This window comes from Acidobacteriota bacterium (genome assembly GCA_026707545.1).
GTDB lineage: Bacteria > Acidobacteriota > Thermoanaerobaculia > Multivoradales > Multivoraceae > Multivorans.
The window spans coordinates 391,061-405,425 of sequence record JAPOWR010000001.1 but is presented as its reverse complement, the minus strand read 5'-3'; the positions used below and the strand labels follow the sequence as shown (position 1 = coordinate 405,425).

15 protein-coding genes are annotated in these 14,365 nt (G+C 69.0%); 12 read left to right on the top strand and 3 right to left on the bottom strand.

Features of this window, described 5'->3' with window-relative positions:
- Positions 1–4: 4 nt before the first annotated feature.
- Positions 5–3,304, top strand: coding sequence for a sialidase (locus tag OXG83_01610; protein MCY3963707.1), 3,300 nt, complete (start codon positions 5–7; stop codon positions 3,302–3,304).
- Positions 3,301–4,257, top strand: a complete 957-nt coding sequence (locus OXG83_01605; protein ID MCY3963706.1) for an alpha/beta hydrolase — start codon at positions 3,301–3,303, stop codon at positions 4,255–4,257. Before OXG83_01610 ends, OXG83_01605 begins: the two co-directional genes overlap by 4 nt.
- On the opposite strand, the gene OXG83_01600 is transcribed toward OXG83_01605, so the two are convergent.
- The 3 genes from OXG83_01600 to OXG83_01590 form a co-directional block, all read right to left on the bottom strand.
- Positions 4,254–4,688 carry an FxLYD domain-containing protein gene (locus tag OXG83_01600; protein ID MCY3963705.1) on the bottom strand — a complete coding sequence of 145 codons (435 nt, stop codon included), beginning with the start codon at positions 4,686–4,688 and terminating at the stop codon, positions 4,254–4,256. The two genes, OXG83_01605 and OXG83_01600, sit on opposite strands and share 4 nt — an antisense overlap.
- A gap of 130 nt (positions 4,689–4,818) precedes the next feature.
- Complete coding sequence (thpR, locus tag OXG83_01595; GenBank protein MCY3963704.1) at positions 4,819–5,379, bottom strand: RNA 2',3'-cyclic phosphodiesterase; 561 nt, start codon at positions 5,377–5,379, stop codon at positions 4,819–4,821.
- A 7-nt stretch (positions 5,380–5,386) separates the two neighbouring features.
- Positions 5,387–6,445: a S1/P1 nuclease gene (locus OXG83_01590; GenBank protein MCY3963703.1), complete on the bottom strand. Its 1,059-nt coding sequence runs from the start codon at positions 6,443–6,445 to the stop codon at positions 5,387–5,389.
- Positions 6,446–6,518: 73 nt separating this feature from the next.
- Here OXG83_01590 and OXG83_01585 point away from each other — a divergent pair, with 73 nt between their 5' ends.
- Genes OXG83_01585 through OXG83_01540 form a run of 10 tightly spaced genes read left to right on the top strand, consistent with a single transcriptional unit; the run spans position 6,519 to position 14,361 of the window.
- Positions 6,519–8,051, top strand: a complete 1,533-nt coding sequence (locus OXG83_01585; protein MCY3963702.1) for an AMP-binding protein — start codon at positions 6,519–6,521, stop codon at positions 8,049–8,051.
- Positions 8,052–8,057: 6 nt separating this feature from the next.
- Complete coding sequence (locus OXG83_01580; GenBank protein MCY3963701.1) at positions 8,058–9,101, top strand: adenosine kinase; 1,044 nt, start codon at positions 8,058–8,060, stop codon at positions 9,099–9,101.
- Positions 9,102–9,114: 13 nt separating this feature from the next.
- Positions 9,115–11,340 carry a S9 family peptidase gene (locus OXG83_01575; GenBank protein ID MCY3963700.1) on the top strand — a complete coding sequence of 742 codons (2,226 nt, stop codon included), beginning with the start codon at positions 9,115–9,117 and terminating at the stop codon, positions 11,338–11,340.
- On the top strand, positions 11,337–11,789 hold the full coding sequence (locus tag OXG83_01570; protein ID MCY3963699.1) for a hypothetical protein: 453 nt from the start codon (positions 11,337–11,339) through the stop codon (positions 11,787–11,789). The genes OXG83_01575 and OXG83_01570 overlap by 4 nt, the downstream gene beginning before the upstream one ends.
- A 30-nt stretch (positions 11,790–11,819) precedes the next feature.
- Positions 11,820–12,311, top strand: a complete 492-nt coding sequence (locus OXG83_01565; GenBank protein ID MCY3963698.1) for a Na+/H+ antiporter subunit E — start codon at positions 11,820–11,822, stop codon at positions 12,309–12,311.
- Entirely contained in the window at positions 12,311–12,589 is a 279-nt protein-coding gene (locus tag OXG83_01560; protein ID MCY3963697.1) for a monovalent cation/H+ antiporter complex subunit F, read from the top strand. Before OXG83_01565 ends, OXG83_01560 begins: the two co-directional genes overlap by 1 nt.
- Complete coding sequence (gene mnhG / locus OXG83_01555) at positions 12,586–12,948, top strand: monovalent cation/H(+) antiporter subunit G (protein ID MCY3963696.1); 363 nt, start codon at positions 12,586–12,588, stop codon at positions 12,946–12,948. The genes OXG83_01560 and mnhG overlap by 4 nt, the downstream gene beginning before the upstream one ends.
- 2 nt (positions 12,949–12,950) lie before the next feature.
- A complete protein-coding gene (locus OXG83_01550; protein MCY3963695.1) occupies positions 12,951–13,490 on the top strand; it encodes a DUF4040 domain-containing protein in 540 nt (179 codons plus the stop codon).
- Positions 13,487–13,966, top strand: coding sequence for a Na(+)/H(+) antiporter subunit B (locus tag OXG83_01545; protein MCY3963694.1), 480 nt, complete (start codon positions 13,487–13,489; stop codon positions 13,964–13,966). The genes OXG83_01550 and OXG83_01545 overlap by 4 nt, the downstream gene beginning before the upstream one ends.
- Positions 13,963–14,361 carry a cation:proton antiporter subunit C gene (locus tag OXG83_01540; GenBank protein MCY3963693.1) on the top strand — a complete coding sequence of 133 codons (399 nt, stop codon included), beginning with the start codon at positions 13,963–13,965 and terminating at the stop codon, positions 14,359–14,361. Before OXG83_01545 ends, OXG83_01540 begins: the two co-directional genes overlap by 4 nt.
- Positions 14,362–14,365: the final 4 nt, after the last annotated feature.

The window sequence follows — 14,365 nt, the reverse complement described above, 5'->3', positions numbered from 1 at the left end:
GAGGTTGCGTCACAGAGCGTTCCTCGTCCTACTGCTCTGTGCTGCCGCCGCGGCCGCCCAGCCGGCCGCGGAGACGCCGCCCCAGCTTCTCGACGCATTCACGTTCCGTCACATCGGACCGATCGGTAACCGGGTTTCAGCGGTCGCCGGCGTCCCCGGCGATCCGCGGACCTACTACGCCGGCGCCGCTTCGGGCGGGCTCTGGCGCAGCAACGATGGCGGTGTCGGATGGGAGCCGATCTTCGACCGCCAGGAAGCCGCCTCGATCGGCTCGATCGCGGTCGCTCCCTCCGACCCGAACGTGATCTGGGTCGGGACCGGCGAGAGCTTCATCCGCAGCAACATCTCGATCGGCAACGGCGTCTATCGATCAACCGACGCCGGCGACAGCTTCGAACACCTCGGCCTTGACCGCACCGGCCGCATCGGGCGGATCATCGTCCATCCCGAAGACCCCGACACCGCACTGGTCGCGGCACTCGGCCACGCCTACGGGCCCCAGGAGCGTGACGAAGCAGGTCGCGGCGTCTTCCGCACGACCGACGGCGGCGCCACCTGGGAGCACGCCCTGTTCGTCGACGCCGACACCGGCATCATCGATCTCGCGTACACGCCGGACAATCCGCGGCAGGTCTACGCCGCCGCCTGGCAGATCGAGATCAGAACCTCCGGCCGCACCAGCGGCGGCCCCGGCAGCGGCCTCTACCGGTCCAGGGACGGCGGCGCCACGTGGGCGCCTCTCGAAAGCCCCGGTCTGCCCGAGCCGCCACTGGGCAAGATCGGACTCGCCGTGTCGGCCCACGATCCGGACCGCGTCTATGCCCTGATCGAGACGAGTTCGAACCGCGACTTCGCTCCCTCCGATCCCTTCGCCGGCGTCCTCTGGCGCTCCGACGACCGGGGCGACTCGTGGCGGTTGATCAGCCGCGACCTCAACCTGATCACCCGGCCGCTCTACTACACGCGAATGGCCGCCGCGCCCGACCGCGCGGACGAGATCACGTTCGTCGCCACCCGGCAGTCGGTCTCGCTCGACGGCGGCCGCACCCTCGCAACCGAGGGCTTCGACCAACCCGGCTGGGATCATCACGACATCTGGATCGATCCGGTCGATCCGGACCGAAGGATCGTCGGCCATGACGGCGGCGTCAGCATCACGAACGACCGCGGCCACTCCTGGTACCGCCCGCAACTGCCGATCGCCCAGATGTACCACGTGTCGACCGACGACCGGGTGCCCTACTACGTCTACGGCAACCGCCAGGACGGGCCCTCGATGCGCGGACCGAGCCGGGTGCTCTACGGCGGCCGCACGGCGGGCATTCCGGTCGGCGAGTGGCACTCGGTCGGCGGCTGCGAGGTCGGTTTCTCGATGGTCCACCGCGCCGACCCGGACCTGGTCTGGACCGGCTGCTACGACGGCCAGCTCGAACTCTACGACCTGCGCTCAGGCCAGGCCCGCGACGTCAGCGTCTGGCCGCTGGCGATCGAGGGTTCGCCCGCGTCGGACCTCGAGTACCGATTCCAGTGGACCGCCCCCTTCGCCACCTCGCCGCACGATCCGGAGGCCGTCTACGCGGGCAGCCAGTTCGTCCACAGGAGCCGCGACCGGGGCCAGAGCTGGGAGCGGATCTCGCCGGATCTGACGACCGCCGACCCCGCCCTGATGCGCCGCACCGGCGGTCTGACCTTCGACGACGCCGGCCCGACGATCGCGCCGGTCGTGTTCGCGATCGCGGAGAGCCCGATCGAGCCCGGCCTGATCTGGGCCGGCACGAACGACGGCCAGGTCCAGTTGACCCGGGACGGCGGCACATCCTGGACCAACGTGACGGCCAACCTCCCCGGCCTGCCGCCTCTCGGCACGGTTCGGAACATCGATCCTTCGAACGTCGACGCCGGCACGGCTTATGTCGCGATCGACCGTCACCAGGAGGGCGACACGACCCCCTACGTGTTCCGGACAAACGACTACGGCGCAACCTGGACCGATCTCGCAGCGGGCCTGCCGCGCGGCCCGCTCGCGAACGTCCACGCGATCCGCGAGGACCCGGAGGAACCGGGGCTGCTCTTCCTGGGCACTGAGAACGCCCTCTGGGTTTCCTTCGATGACGGCACCGGCTGGCAGCGTCTCTCCCGCCGTGGCGACGGCGAGGCGAACCTGCCTCCGGCGCCGGTGCACTGGATCGGGGTTCAGGAGCACTTCGACGACCTGGTCGTCGCCACCTATGGCCGCGGCATCTGGATCCTCGACGACCTGACCCCGCTACGCGCGATCACCCGCGGCCTGTCCAACGACGGCCCCGAGCTGCTGCCACCACGCGTCACCTACCGCTTCCGCACCCGCGGCGCGCCGATGGCCCAACCCGACGTTCCCGCGACCGGCACGAATCCGCCGTACGGCGCGCTGCTTCACTATTGGATTCCGGCAACCGCCTCCGGCGAAACGCCTTCCAACGTGGACGCCGAGAGTCAGAGGCGCGCGACGATCCGTATCCGCGACGCCCGTGGCAACCTGATCCGCGCCCTGGACGATCTGCCGGCGGAACCGGGCCTTCACCGCACCGACTGGGACCTCCGCCACGAGCCCACCACCCAGGTCCGGCTGATGACGAAGCCGGACGAACGGCCCGACTGGGAAATGCCCGAACAGGGCTGGCGGCCGCTTCCGGACGGCGGCCGCTTCTCGATGCTCGCGGCCCCGGGGAGCTACCGGCTCGAACTCGTCCTCCGTGAGGACGGGTCCGGGGCCGATGACGAGGCGGAAGATGTCGTCGAGCCGAACTCTGCGGTCGAGATGGACCTCCTGCTCGATCCGGACTCACCCGCTTCCACCGACGACCTGGCCACCCAGCACGCCCTGCTGGCGGAGATCCGCGACGGCATCGAAACCGCGGCCCGGGTGATCAACGGAGCGGAACGGCTCCGCCGCGACCTGCGCCAACTCGAAGATCGGCTGCGGGAAAGCGACGAGGCCGACCTGGCCGAAGCGGCGGCGCACGTCACCCCGCTGATAGAGGAACTCCGCGCGATCCAGGAGGCCTTCTTCGATCTGCGGCTCACCGGCACCGGCCAGGACAGTCTGCGCTGGCAGCGCCGGCTGTACGCGCGGCTCACCTACATCGCGCGCTCGGTCGGACAGGCGGACGCCCGGCCGACCGATCAGCAGCTCGCGCTGTGGCAACGGCTCAGTGCCCAACTCGCCGAGCAGCGAGACCGTTTCGACGCTACGCTTGCCGGCCCGCTGGCGACCCTCAACCGAACCCTGGCCGAAAGTGGCTTCCAACTGGTAGCTCCTCCATGACCGCCGCCGCAGCCCCGACCGCGCTTCGCGTCGAACCGGCGACCGCCCCACCGGTGCGGCGCCGCATCGAGGCGAGCGGCACCGAGCTCGAGGTCTACGAGTGGGGCCGTCCGGACCAGCCCGGAATCCTCCTCGCCCACGGCATCCAGGACTTCGCCCTGACGCTCGCACCCGTGGCGGAGGCGCTCGCGGCGGACCACCGGGTGGTGGCCTACGATCTCCGGGGCCACGGGGACAGCGCCCATCCCGGCATCTACACGATGGCCCACCACATCGCCGACCTGCACGCCGTCTTCCTGGACAGTGAACTCAAGCGGCCGCTCGTCATCGGGCACAGCCTCGGAGGCCAGGTCGTCGCCCAGTGGGCCGGCATCTTCGCCGAACTGCCACGGGCCATCGTGCTGATCGAGGGTCTCGGTCCGCCCTATGCGCTGAACCGCTTCCCCGAAGAGGTCAAGCAGAAGCGGGCCAGGATGGGGATCGAAGCGCTGACCCACCCGCGCAAACACCGGATGGTCGCGTCCAGGAACCACGCCTGGGACCTGCTGAAGCGCGTCCACCCCCGCCTCGATCCGGACCGCGCCCGCGAGTTCGTCGATCTAGGCACTCGACCCCTCGCCTCAGGAGGCCTGGAGTGGAAGTGGGATCCCCAGGTGGTCATGACCTGGATGTCGAACGTGCCTGAAGCCTCGGAGGAACGCTGGAGCTGGGTCACCTGCCCCACCCTCATCCTCACCGCGGCCCTCGCCAACGAGTTCTGGAGCAGCCGCCGCGGCGTCGACGAACAGCACGCCACGCCTGAACCGGCCGAAGTCGCGCGCCGCATCTCCCTGTTTCGGAACGGCGAACACGAGGAGATCGCCGCGGCAGGCCACATGGTCCACTACGACGCCCCGGATCAACTCGTCGAGTCGATCCGGGGCTTCGTGGAGCGGCTGCCTTCAGCCGACTAGGAGCCGCTGCTGCCGATCTCGACGTGGACCGACCACCAGGCGAAGCTCTGGCCCGCCGCGTCGAGCTCGACGTCCAGCATCTCGCCGGCAGCCAGCGTGACGTTCGGCGTGGGGCCCAGTTCCGTTCCGTTCGACAGGTGGATCTCCACCCGGACGTTGGAGATCGGCCGGCCGGTCGTGTTTGTGATCGTCCCCTCGAATCTGTCGCCAGGCCTGTAGTGAGACATCACAAGGTCGACGCCCTGGCGGCTTTCGTAGGCCGTGTCTCCAGGGTTGTAACGGTTTCCGGACTCGCCCAACTCTCCTCCGCTTTCACCGCTTTCGCTGTGTCCGCTCCCTTCCGCTCCCTCTCCCACCCCGGCGGGGCTGCGGAAGTCGTCGCAGGCCGCCAGGGCAAGGATCAGGAACATCGGCACCAAGATCTTCTTCATTGAGTCTCCTCCCATTGTTCGTTCATCGTGAACAGGTCGTTCATCGTGAACAATCGGGGTGCAACCGACGTGCCAGAGCATCCGTCGTTGCCCTGTCATCGCTCAGCCCGAGGGAGACCGCGGAGTCGTCTCAGTTGGCTCCGTCTTCGTTTCGCTCCAGCGGGTACGTCGCCTCGATCGTGTGGCGCGCCCCCGACGGGTGCAGGATGCTCGAGTACAGATGAAACGACGCGACTTCGCAGACCGGGCTGCGGAACAGGGAGTGGGTCGCCAGGTACCTCTCCAGGTCAACGCGCGGCGGCGGCCGGCGGAATCGAACCAGACTGACGTGGGGAGTGAACCTCCGGCGCTTCAGCGCCACGCCGGCTCGCCGGAGGGCCCGCGCGACAGCGGCGGCAAGGGCCGCAAGCTCGGCCTTGGGCGCCGCGCCCGTCCACAACACTCGCGGGTCGCCGCGCCCGGGAAAGCAACCGAGGCCGTGAAGCTCGACATGGATCGGTTCGGCCTCGACCTCGGCCAGAGCATCTTCGACCCGCTCCACGGCAGGGCCGTCGACCTCGCCGATGAACGCCAGCGTGAGATGCAGACCGGCGTCGTCCAGCCAACGGGCGTTTCGAAGGCCGAACTGCAGGCTTCGGACGGCCGCCTTCAACTCCGGAGGCAGGTCGAGGGCAACGAACAGACGGGGCAACGCGCGTCTAGGGCGCCAGGAGGTTGGTGAGGAGGTCGGCCAGGCGGTAGCCGGCGAGGGCGGCGCGCTGCAGGGAGATGTCGTAGGCCCGGTCGGCGTAGGCACCGGACGGTGCTTCCCCGCGAATGAGGTCGGGGGGATAGAGGGTGTTCCGGACGATCTGGTTGGACTCCCGTGCCCAGGCTTCGAAGTCGCCGGACTTGAGGTTCGCCCGCACCGCGTCGTCGAGCGGGTGGCGCGCGCGAGCCTCGGCCGCGACCCGGTCCTTGCGGGCCTCGTACTCGCGGTCGCGGAGTTCGCCGAAGGCCCTCCAGAACTGCTCGGGCGGCGGTTGGCGGTTGGCCCGGGAGGTCAACTGAGCAAGCGCCTGCCGCCGGTGCCCGGCCCGGAACCGGCCGTCCAGGGCCCCGTCCCAGAAGGCGTGCAGATTCCGGTTCCACTCGTCGAGACCGAAGCCGTTGCCACCGCGGTCGCCTTCGCGCTCGTCCCGCCGATCGGTGACCCGCGACGCGGCGTGGAGCGGCTGATGGACGTCGCCGACGAGGTGAAAGATCCAGGCCAGGTGGATGGCCCGCCTGCCCGGCCGAACGGACGTATCGGCAACGGACCGCGCAAGTTCGACCAACTGGCTCACGGCATTCGGCTCGGGCACCGGCAGATCCGTGTCGTGGGCGGTCCCGTCGGCACCCTGGCGCCAGGTCCAGCCGATGTAGTGCCAGGTCGGACGGTTGTACTTGTCGAGCTGCCGCGCCAGGTCGGGCCAGTAGGCGGCCCGCTCGAACAGGATCCGGTCGCCGTCTTCGCTGCTCTCGGCATCCCCCAGGCGGTAGGCGAACCGACCGCAGCCCCGACGCCGATCCTGGTTCAGATCGAGACAGTGCATCAGGCTGTCCCGAGGCGCCTGCCGGAACAACGCCAGGACCCGACTCCGGACCTCAGGTTCGAGTTCCTGCCAGGCGATGCGGGCCACGACCTCGTGGCCGAAGTCGTTCCAGGCGTGAACGGGCGTCGTCAGCGCCAGGAGGAGCGCGAACAGGACGATCAGATTCCATCGTCGTGTAGGCATGGACGGAGTGTAGCGGCGGATGCCGTTGATAAAGTGCGCGCCGGTTCGCTCCCCGCCTGAAGCTCCGCACACCGTGTCCCACGTTCAGAACTTCACGCTCTACGACGTTCTCGTCCGCAACGCGACGGCGTTCGGCGACCGGCTCGCGCTGGTCACGGAGGACGGCGAGGAACGGAGCTTCGCCGAACTCCGCGAACGAGTCGACGCGCTGGCGGCGGGGCTCGACGGCCTCGGGCTCGAGGTCTCTGACCGTCTCGCGGTGCTGGCCCAGAACTCGGCGGCCTACGTCGAGCTCTATCTCGCCTGCGCCCGCCAGGGCATCGTCGTCTACCCGATCAACTGGCGGCTGCAGCCCGGGGAGATCGAGATGCTCGTCCGCGAACGGGCGCAGCCCCAGGCGTTCGTCACAGGCAGCGACTTCCTCGACGCGGTACCTGGCGGCCCCGGCGATGACGCGATCCCCCACTGGTTCCAGTTCGGCGACGATCCGGCGGAAGGCTACGCTTCGCTGGACTCGCTCTACGCCGGCGCCGGCGCGGCAAACGACCTGCCGCGGCCCGACGTCTCCGCCGGCGAACCCTTCGCCGTCATTGCGACCGCCGCCGTCGACGTCATCCCGCGCGGCGCGCTGCTCAGCCACTCGAACCTGGTCTGGGCCAACCTGCAGGAGATCGCGTCGCTCGGCCTCGACGGCTCGGACCGCAACCTGGTCGCGCTTCCCCTCTTCCACATCGCGGCGCTCGGCCACCTGCTGAGCGTCTTCCACGCGGGCGGCGCGAACGTGGTCACCGCGAAGTACGACCCGGTCCAGGCCGTCGAGCTGATCGACCGCTACGCGATCACGATGATCAGCGATTTCCCACCGGTGCTCACCACCCTGCTGGACGCGGCCGCCGATGCCGGCAGCCGTCTTGCCAGCCTCCGCCACGTCACCGGCCTCGACTCGCCCGACACGATGCAGCGGCTGCATGATGAGACGGACGCCACCTTCTGGGCCGGCTTCGGACAGTGCGAGACGAGCGGTTTCGTCACGATCCAGAACGCCCGCGAGCGTCTCGGCTGCGCCGGCAAGGCGGCGGAACTCTGCAGCGTACGCCTGGTCGACGACGACGACCGCGAGGTGCCTGCCGGCGAGGACGGCGAGATCGTCGTCCGCGGACCGCTCGTGTTTCTGGGTTACGACGGGCAGCCCGACGTCACGGCGCACACCTTCCGGGGCGGCTGGCACCACACCGGCGACATCGGACGCTTCGACGAGGAAGGCAACCTGTTCTACGTCGCCCGCAAGCCGGAGAAGGAGCTGATCAAGCCCGGCGGCGAGAACGTCTATCCGGCCGAGGTCGAAGCCGCGATCCTTGAGATCGACGCCGTCCATTCCGCCTGCGTGTTCGGAGTCAGCGACGACCGCTGGGGCGAGGCGATCCGGGCCGTCGTCGAGGCCGATCCGGAAGCCGGCCTGGACCAGGAAGCGGTCCGCGAGCACGTCGGTTCGCGCATCGCCCGGTTCAAGCGCCCGCGCGATGTGATCTTCACCGACAAGCTACCCCGCACCGGCAAGGGCGAAATCGACCGCGCCGCCGTCAAGGACCGCTGGGGAGACGCCTGACCCGCGGTGGCGAGAACGCCGCGCACCGCTGCCGTTGACCTCGAGATCACCGGGATCGAGAACGCGATCCTCGATCTCCTGGTGCGGGTCGAAGACCGGCACCTGGACGAAATGGGCCTCGACAAGGGGATCATGAAGCTCGTCTCGGCCGTGGAGCAGGAGGCGATTCTCGACCACGTCCTGAACCGCGACGGCGAAGTCCTGCAGCCCGAGATCGAAGCCGGCGGCTCCTGCGCCAACGTGCTGCGCGCCGCCTCCCTGCTCGGAGTCGACGCCAGCTACAGCTCGGCCGTCGCCGACGACGACGTCGGCCGACTGTTCGAGCGGGGGCTCGAGGCGAGCCGGGTCCGGAACCGGCTTGCCCGGATCGACGGCGTGACCGGAACGTCCGTCGTACTGGTGACGCCCGACGGTGAGCGCACGATGAACACGCACCTCGGCGTCTGCCGCCAGTACCGCGCGGAGCACGTGCCCGAGGACGACATCAGGCGGTCGAGGATCTTCTTCACCACCGGCTACATCTGGGACACGCCGAACCAGATCGACGCGATCGAACACGCGATCGAGGTGGCCCGCGACGCCGGCGCCAAGCTCGCCATCGACCTCGCCGACCCCTTCGCGGTGGGCCGGTCACGCGACCACCTGCTGCGTCACAGGGAACACGGCTTCGACATCCTCTTCGCCAACGCCGAGGAGGCGCGGATGATGACCGGCCTGGAACCCGAAGCCGCGGCCCGGGAACTGGCCCGGACGATTGAGGTCGTCGCGGTGAAGCACGGAGTTCGCGGCGCCTGGGTGGTGCGCGGGGAAGAGATCCACCATGTCCCCGCGCACCGGGTCGAGGTGGTTGACACGACGGGCGCCGGCGACTGCTTCGCCGCCGGTTTCCTCTACGGCCTGCTACGCGAACTGCCGATCCGCACGTGCTGCGAGATCGGCATCGCCATGGCCGCCGATACGATCACCCATCTGGGCGTCAAGTTGTCGCCGGACATCCGGGAACGCCTGACCGCGATCGAACACGAACAGCCACTGCAAGTCGCCCAGTGACAGGAGAGTGCACATGAATCGGCACACCGTCCGCATCGAAGTTCCGACCGCATTCCGGGCCGCCGCAAGGCCGCTCGGCCCGGGGTCCAAGGCCGCCGCGAGGTGGTGCCCTGTCGCCGTCGCCGTCGTAGCGTTCTTCCTGCCGACCATCTCGCCAGCCCAGGACACGAACGCGATCGAGCCGCACCACGTGGCGACCCTCCAAAGCGTCGGCACGGTCGCACTGTCGCCGGACGGCAGCCTCGCCGCCTATCTGCTGGCGGTGCCCAGGCGGCCGCTCGACGACGACAGCGGCTCGTCCTGGACCGAACTCCACGTCCTCGACATGAGCGAACCCGGCTCCTCCCGGCCCTACATCACCGGCGGGGTCAACGTCGGGCGGCCCACCTTCCGGGGCAACGGCGAGATCCTGTACACGGCACGCCGCGGCTCGGACAAGGCGTCCGTCCTCTACGGCATCCCCATCGGCGGCGGCGAGAGCCGCAAGCTCGTCGAACACCCGGTCGGCATCGGCTCCTACGCCCTGTCGCCGGACGGCAGCCGGATCGCTTTCCTGGCCCGTGAGGAAACCGCGAAGGATCTGGAGAAGCTCCGCGACCAGGGATTCAACCAGGAGATCTACGAAGAGGACCGTTCCCTGACCCGGCTGTGGGTCGCCGACGTTCCCGCGCTCGAAGCCGACCGCCACGACGAAGCCGAGGGGCCCGTTCTGGTCGAGGCGGTCGAGGGATCGGTGCTCTCCGCGGTCTGGAGCCCGACCGGTGAACGCCTCGCCGCCGTCACCACGCCCACCGCCCTGATCGACGACTCCTACACCAGCAAGTCCGTCGTAGTCGTCGACACGACGAAGGACGACTACCCTGTCGTCTCCTCGACGCGCGCAATCGGCAAGCTCGGCCAGGTCGAGTTCAGCCCGAACGGCGAACAGGTCGCTGCCGTCTCGGCCGCCGACCCGAACGACCCGGCGGCCGGGCGGCTGATCCTGTTCGGTGCCGCCGGCGACTTCCGCGAGCTGATGCCCGACCTCGAGGGTCACGTCGCCTCGTTCGCCTGGGAGGACGACGAACATCTCCTCTACAGCGCCTCGGTCGGCGTCTGGAGCACGTTCGGCCGGGTGTCCACTTCCGGACAGGCGACGACCCTGATCGAGCCCGGCGGTCCGATCAGCCTGAGCTTCAGCCGCGCCAAGGATGCCAGCGCGCTCGCCCTGGTCTCGGAAAGCCCGGATCATCCGCGCGAGATCTACCGATACGACCCGGCCGACCCGCAGACCGCGCCGGTGCGGATGACGAACTCGAACCCCTGGCTGGACGACCTCGCCCTTGCCCGCCAGGAGACGATCCGGCACCGCGCGCCGGACGGTCTCGAACTCGAGGGTCTGCTGATCTACCCGCTCGACTACGACGAGGGAACGCGCTATCCGCTGATCCTGATCGTGCACGGTGGTCCGGAGAGCCACTACAGCAACGGCTGGCTGACGAGCTACTCGAACCTGGGTCAGCTCGCGGCGGCCCGCGGCTTCGCGGCCTTCTACCCGAACTACCGCGGCAGCACCGGCCGTGGCGTCGAGTTCTCGAAGCACGGCCAGGCGGCCGCGGCCGGTAAGGAGTTCGAGGATCTGGTCACCGCCGTGGACCACCTGATCGAGATCGGTCTCGTCGACCGCGACCGCGTCGGCATCACCGGAGGCTCCTACGGGGGCTACGCGTCGGCCTGGGGAACGACCTTCTACTCCGATCGCTTCGCCGCCTCGATCCCCTTCGTCGGCATCTCGAACAACATCTCCAAGATGGGCACGACCGACATTCCCGAAGAGATGCACATGGTTCACCATCTCAAGCGGCTGTGGGAGGACTGGGAGTACTTCGAGAAGAGCAGCCCGATCTACTACGTGCAGCGCAACCGCACGCCGACCCTGATCCTCCACGGCAAGGAGGATCCGAGGGTCCATCCCAGCCAGTCGCTGGAGCTGTACCGGCACCTCAAGACCCTCGGTCAGGCCCCGGTGCGACTCGTGCTGTACCCCGGCGAGGGACACGGCAACCGCCGCTCCGCGGCGCGCTTCGACTACATGGTGCGCACCCTGCGCTGGATGGAGCACTACCTCAAAGGCCCCGGCGGCGAACCGCCGCCCCGCGAGATCGACTACGCGGCCTACCTTCCCTGGGCCGAAGGGACCGACGAGAGCGAAGAGGCCGGCGCAACCCCGGAAATCGAGTCGACCGGCGGCGGCGAGTGAGCCTGGATCGCCGCCACGGCTTCGGCCTCGGCCCGGCGCGCTCGTGCGCTCTCGCCGGCTGCCTGCTCCTGTTCGGTTCCGCCTGCGCCGAAGAGTCGCCGACGCCGGTCGAGGTCACCCGCGAGGCGGTTTCCGAGCAGCCGGCCTGGAAGCCGCCGCCCCCGCCGCCGCGACCGAAGACCTGCGGCGTCGGCTGCCTCGAAGGCCGGGGGAACGCGACGGTGAGATTCCAGATGGCCGGCGGCGATCACAGCGCATCCGTCACCGTCGCGGAGAACGAGGGCCTGTTCGCCATCGGGCCGCCGATCAACATCTCCGAGAACGTGACGAACTGGTCTGGCATCACGACCTTCTTCAACAGCGAAGCAGGCGTGTACCCGATCCGGATCCGGGCTACAGGCAAGTGGACCCTGACCGTCGTGAAGGGCAAGCAGTCGTATGCGGAGTAGATCCACGCACGCATCCGGGACGACGCCGCGATGAGGTGGGGGGTGCTCTTGCTGCTGGCCGCGGTCTGGCTGTCCCTGTCCGGGCCCTACACCTTTCATGAATGGCTGATCCTGGTTTTCGGACTGGTCTCGGTCGCCTTCGTCTGGCGGCTCTACGCGGCGCTCGACCGGGAAGCCGGCGGCGACTGGGAGTTCTTCCGCCCCGCCGCCTGGCTGCGGCTGCCGCGCTTCCTGGTCGCCTTCGTGTACAGGGTGGCCCTGGCGAACCTCCACGTCGTGCGGCTGATCCTGGCGCCGGGCAGCGACCTGCACCCGCGCTTGCGACGCGTTCGCGCCAGCCAGAAGACGTCGTTCGGCCAGGTCTTCTACGCGAACTTCATCACGCTGACTCCGGGCACGATCACGCTGGATCTGCGCCAGGGCGAACTCCTCGTCTACGCACTCGACGCCGAGAGCGAGGCGGACGTCGTGGACGGCTCGATGGACCGGGACGTGCTCCGCCTGGAAGGACCTTCCGACTGATGTACCTGGCAGCGATGGCCGCGATCGTCGTCACGATGTTCCTGGCGCTCGCGCGCGCAGCCATCGGCCCGACCGTGTTCGATCGCATCCTGGCGGTCAACATGTTCGGCACGAAAACGGTGCTGCTGATCGCTGTCAGCGGCTTCCTCATGGGGCGACCCGAGTGGCTCGACCTGGCCCTCGTCTACACGCTGGTCAACTTCACCGGCACACTCGCGGTGCTCCGTTTCGCGCGCTTCGGCGGGCTCCGCCGCGACGACAGGAAGGCCGACCGATGACCGGCGCGCTGGATGTCGTAACCGCGGTCCTGCTGGTGATCGGCGGGCTCTTCTGCATCGTCGGCGGCATCGGCCTGCACCGGTTCTCGGACTTCTACCAGCGGACCCACGCCGCGTCGGTGACCGACACCGCCGGTGCCGGGTTGATGCTTCTCGGCCTGATGCTCCAGGGCGGCGTGTCCATGGTCACCCTGAAGCTCATCCTGGTGCTCACGTTCCTGCTGTTCACGAGCCCCGCCATCGCGCACGCCCTGGTCAAGGCAGCTCACGGTTACGGCCTGGCGCTGGAACTCGACGTATCCGACGAAGAAACCGACCCAGGGCCCGGCGACTCCGGCCCCGCGGCCGGCGGAGAGTGACGATGCCGCCGGTCGAACTGCTGCTCATGCTGCTGTTGCTCGCGACCGTCATCGTCGTGGCGAGACTGAAGGACCTCTTCGCCGCCGCCATGCTGACCGGCATCGCCAGCCTGCTGGCGGCCGGCCTGTTCGTGCTGATGGACGCGGTCGACGTCGCCTTCACCGAGGCCGCGGTGGGCGCGGGAGTCAGCACGGTTCTCTTTCTCGGCGCCCTGAGCCTGACCTCGCGGCGGGAGAAGCAGGAACGGAACCGCCTCCTGCCGCTGGTGATCGTCGTCGCCACCGGGGCGGCGCTGATCTACGGCACCTGGGGCATGCCGGTCTACGGCGATCCGGAGGCCGTCATCCACCACCACCTGGCACCGGACCTGATCGCCCAGACCGAGGAGAAGATCCACATCCCGAACATCGTGACCGCGATCCTCGCCAGCTTCCGTGGCTACGACACCCTGGGCGAAGTCGTCGTCATCTTCACTGCCGGCGTCGGCGTGGCCCTGCTGCTGGGGGGTCTGCACCGGCGCGGGAAGGAAGAAGAGTCGTGAAACCCACCTCCCGCGTCCGCGAGATGCCGGTGCTGCGCGTCATCGCACGCGCTCTCGTGCCGATGATCCTGCTGTTCGGCCTCTACGTGCAGTTTCACGGCGACTTCGGCCCGGGGGGCGGGTTTCAGGCCGGCGTCATCTTCGCCGCGGGGCTCATCGTCTACGCGCTGATCTTCGGCCTGGGCGCGCTGCGGCGCGTCGTTCCGCCGATCCTGACCGAGCGGCTGATGGCCGCCGGCGTCCTGCTCTACGGCGCCGTCGGCGTGGTGGCGATGTTCCTGGGCGGCGAGTTCCTGGACTACTCGGCTCTCGATCCGCTGACGACAGGCCATCACGGCCAGCACCTGGGGATCATCGCCATCGAGCTCGGCGTCGGCATCGCCGTCGCGTCGACCATCATGCGCGTCTACTACGCGTTCGTGAGCCGCCGCCCCGGCGGCGCGGGAGCCGCCGAAGCGCCGGGAGACACGCCATGAGCCTGCCCGAGGCCATCTCCGGGCTCTGGGCCTACTGGCTCATCATCGCGCTGATGATGGTCGGGCTCTACATCGTCATCGCGCGCGACAACCTGGTCAAGAAGGTGATGGGGCTCAACATCTTCCAGGCGGCGGCGATCCTCTTCTACGTGACGATGGCGAAGGTGGCCGGCGGCACGGCGCCGATCGTGCAGGAGGGCGCGGAACACGGCGGCGGCCACGGCACGGCAGAGGTCGTCTACTCGAACCCCCTGCCCCACGTACTGATGCTGACCGCGATCGTGGTCGGCGTCGCCACGACCGCCCTGGCCCTGGCCTTGGCCGTGCGTATCCACGGCGAGTACGGCACCGTCGAGGAGGACGAGGCGGTCGCGTGGGACATGGAGCACGGATGAGAGT

Coding starts and splice junctions, on each gene's coding strand:
- OXG83_01550 (MCY3963695.1), top strand. CDS start 12,951: ATGCCGCCGGTCGAACTGCTGCTCATGCTGCTGTTGCTCGCGACCGTC.
- OXG83_01600 (MCY3963705.1), bottom strand. CDS start 4,688: ATGAAGAAGATCTTGGTGCCGATGTTCCTGATCCTTGCCCTGGCGGCC.
- OXG83_01565 (MCY3963698.1), top strand. CDS start 11,820: ATGAGGTGGGGGGTGCTCTTGCTGCTGGCCGCGGTCTGGCTGTCCCTG.
- mnhG (MCY3963696.1), top strand. CDS start 12,586: ATGACCGGCGCGCTGGATGTCGTAACCGCGGTCCTGCTGGTGATCGGC.
- OXG83_01540 (MCY3963693.1), top strand. CDS start 13,963: ATGAGCCTGCCCGAGGCCATCTCCGGGCTCTGGGCCTACTGGCTCATC.
- OXG83_01590 (MCY3963703.1), bottom strand. CDS start 6,445: ATGCCTACACGACGATGGAATCTGATCGTCCTGTTCGCGCTCCTCCTG.
- OXG83_01560 (MCY3963697.1), top strand. CDS start 12,311: ATGTACCTGGCAGCGATGGCCGCGATCGTCGTCACGATGTTCCTGGCG.
- OXG83_01605 (MCY3963706.1), top strand. CDS start 3,301: ATGACCGCCGCCGCAGCCCCGACCGCGCTTCGCGTCGAACCGGCGACC.
- OXG83_01575 (MCY3963700.1), top strand. CDS start 9,115: ATGAATCGGCACACCGTCCGCATCGAAGTTCCGACCGCATTCCGGGCC.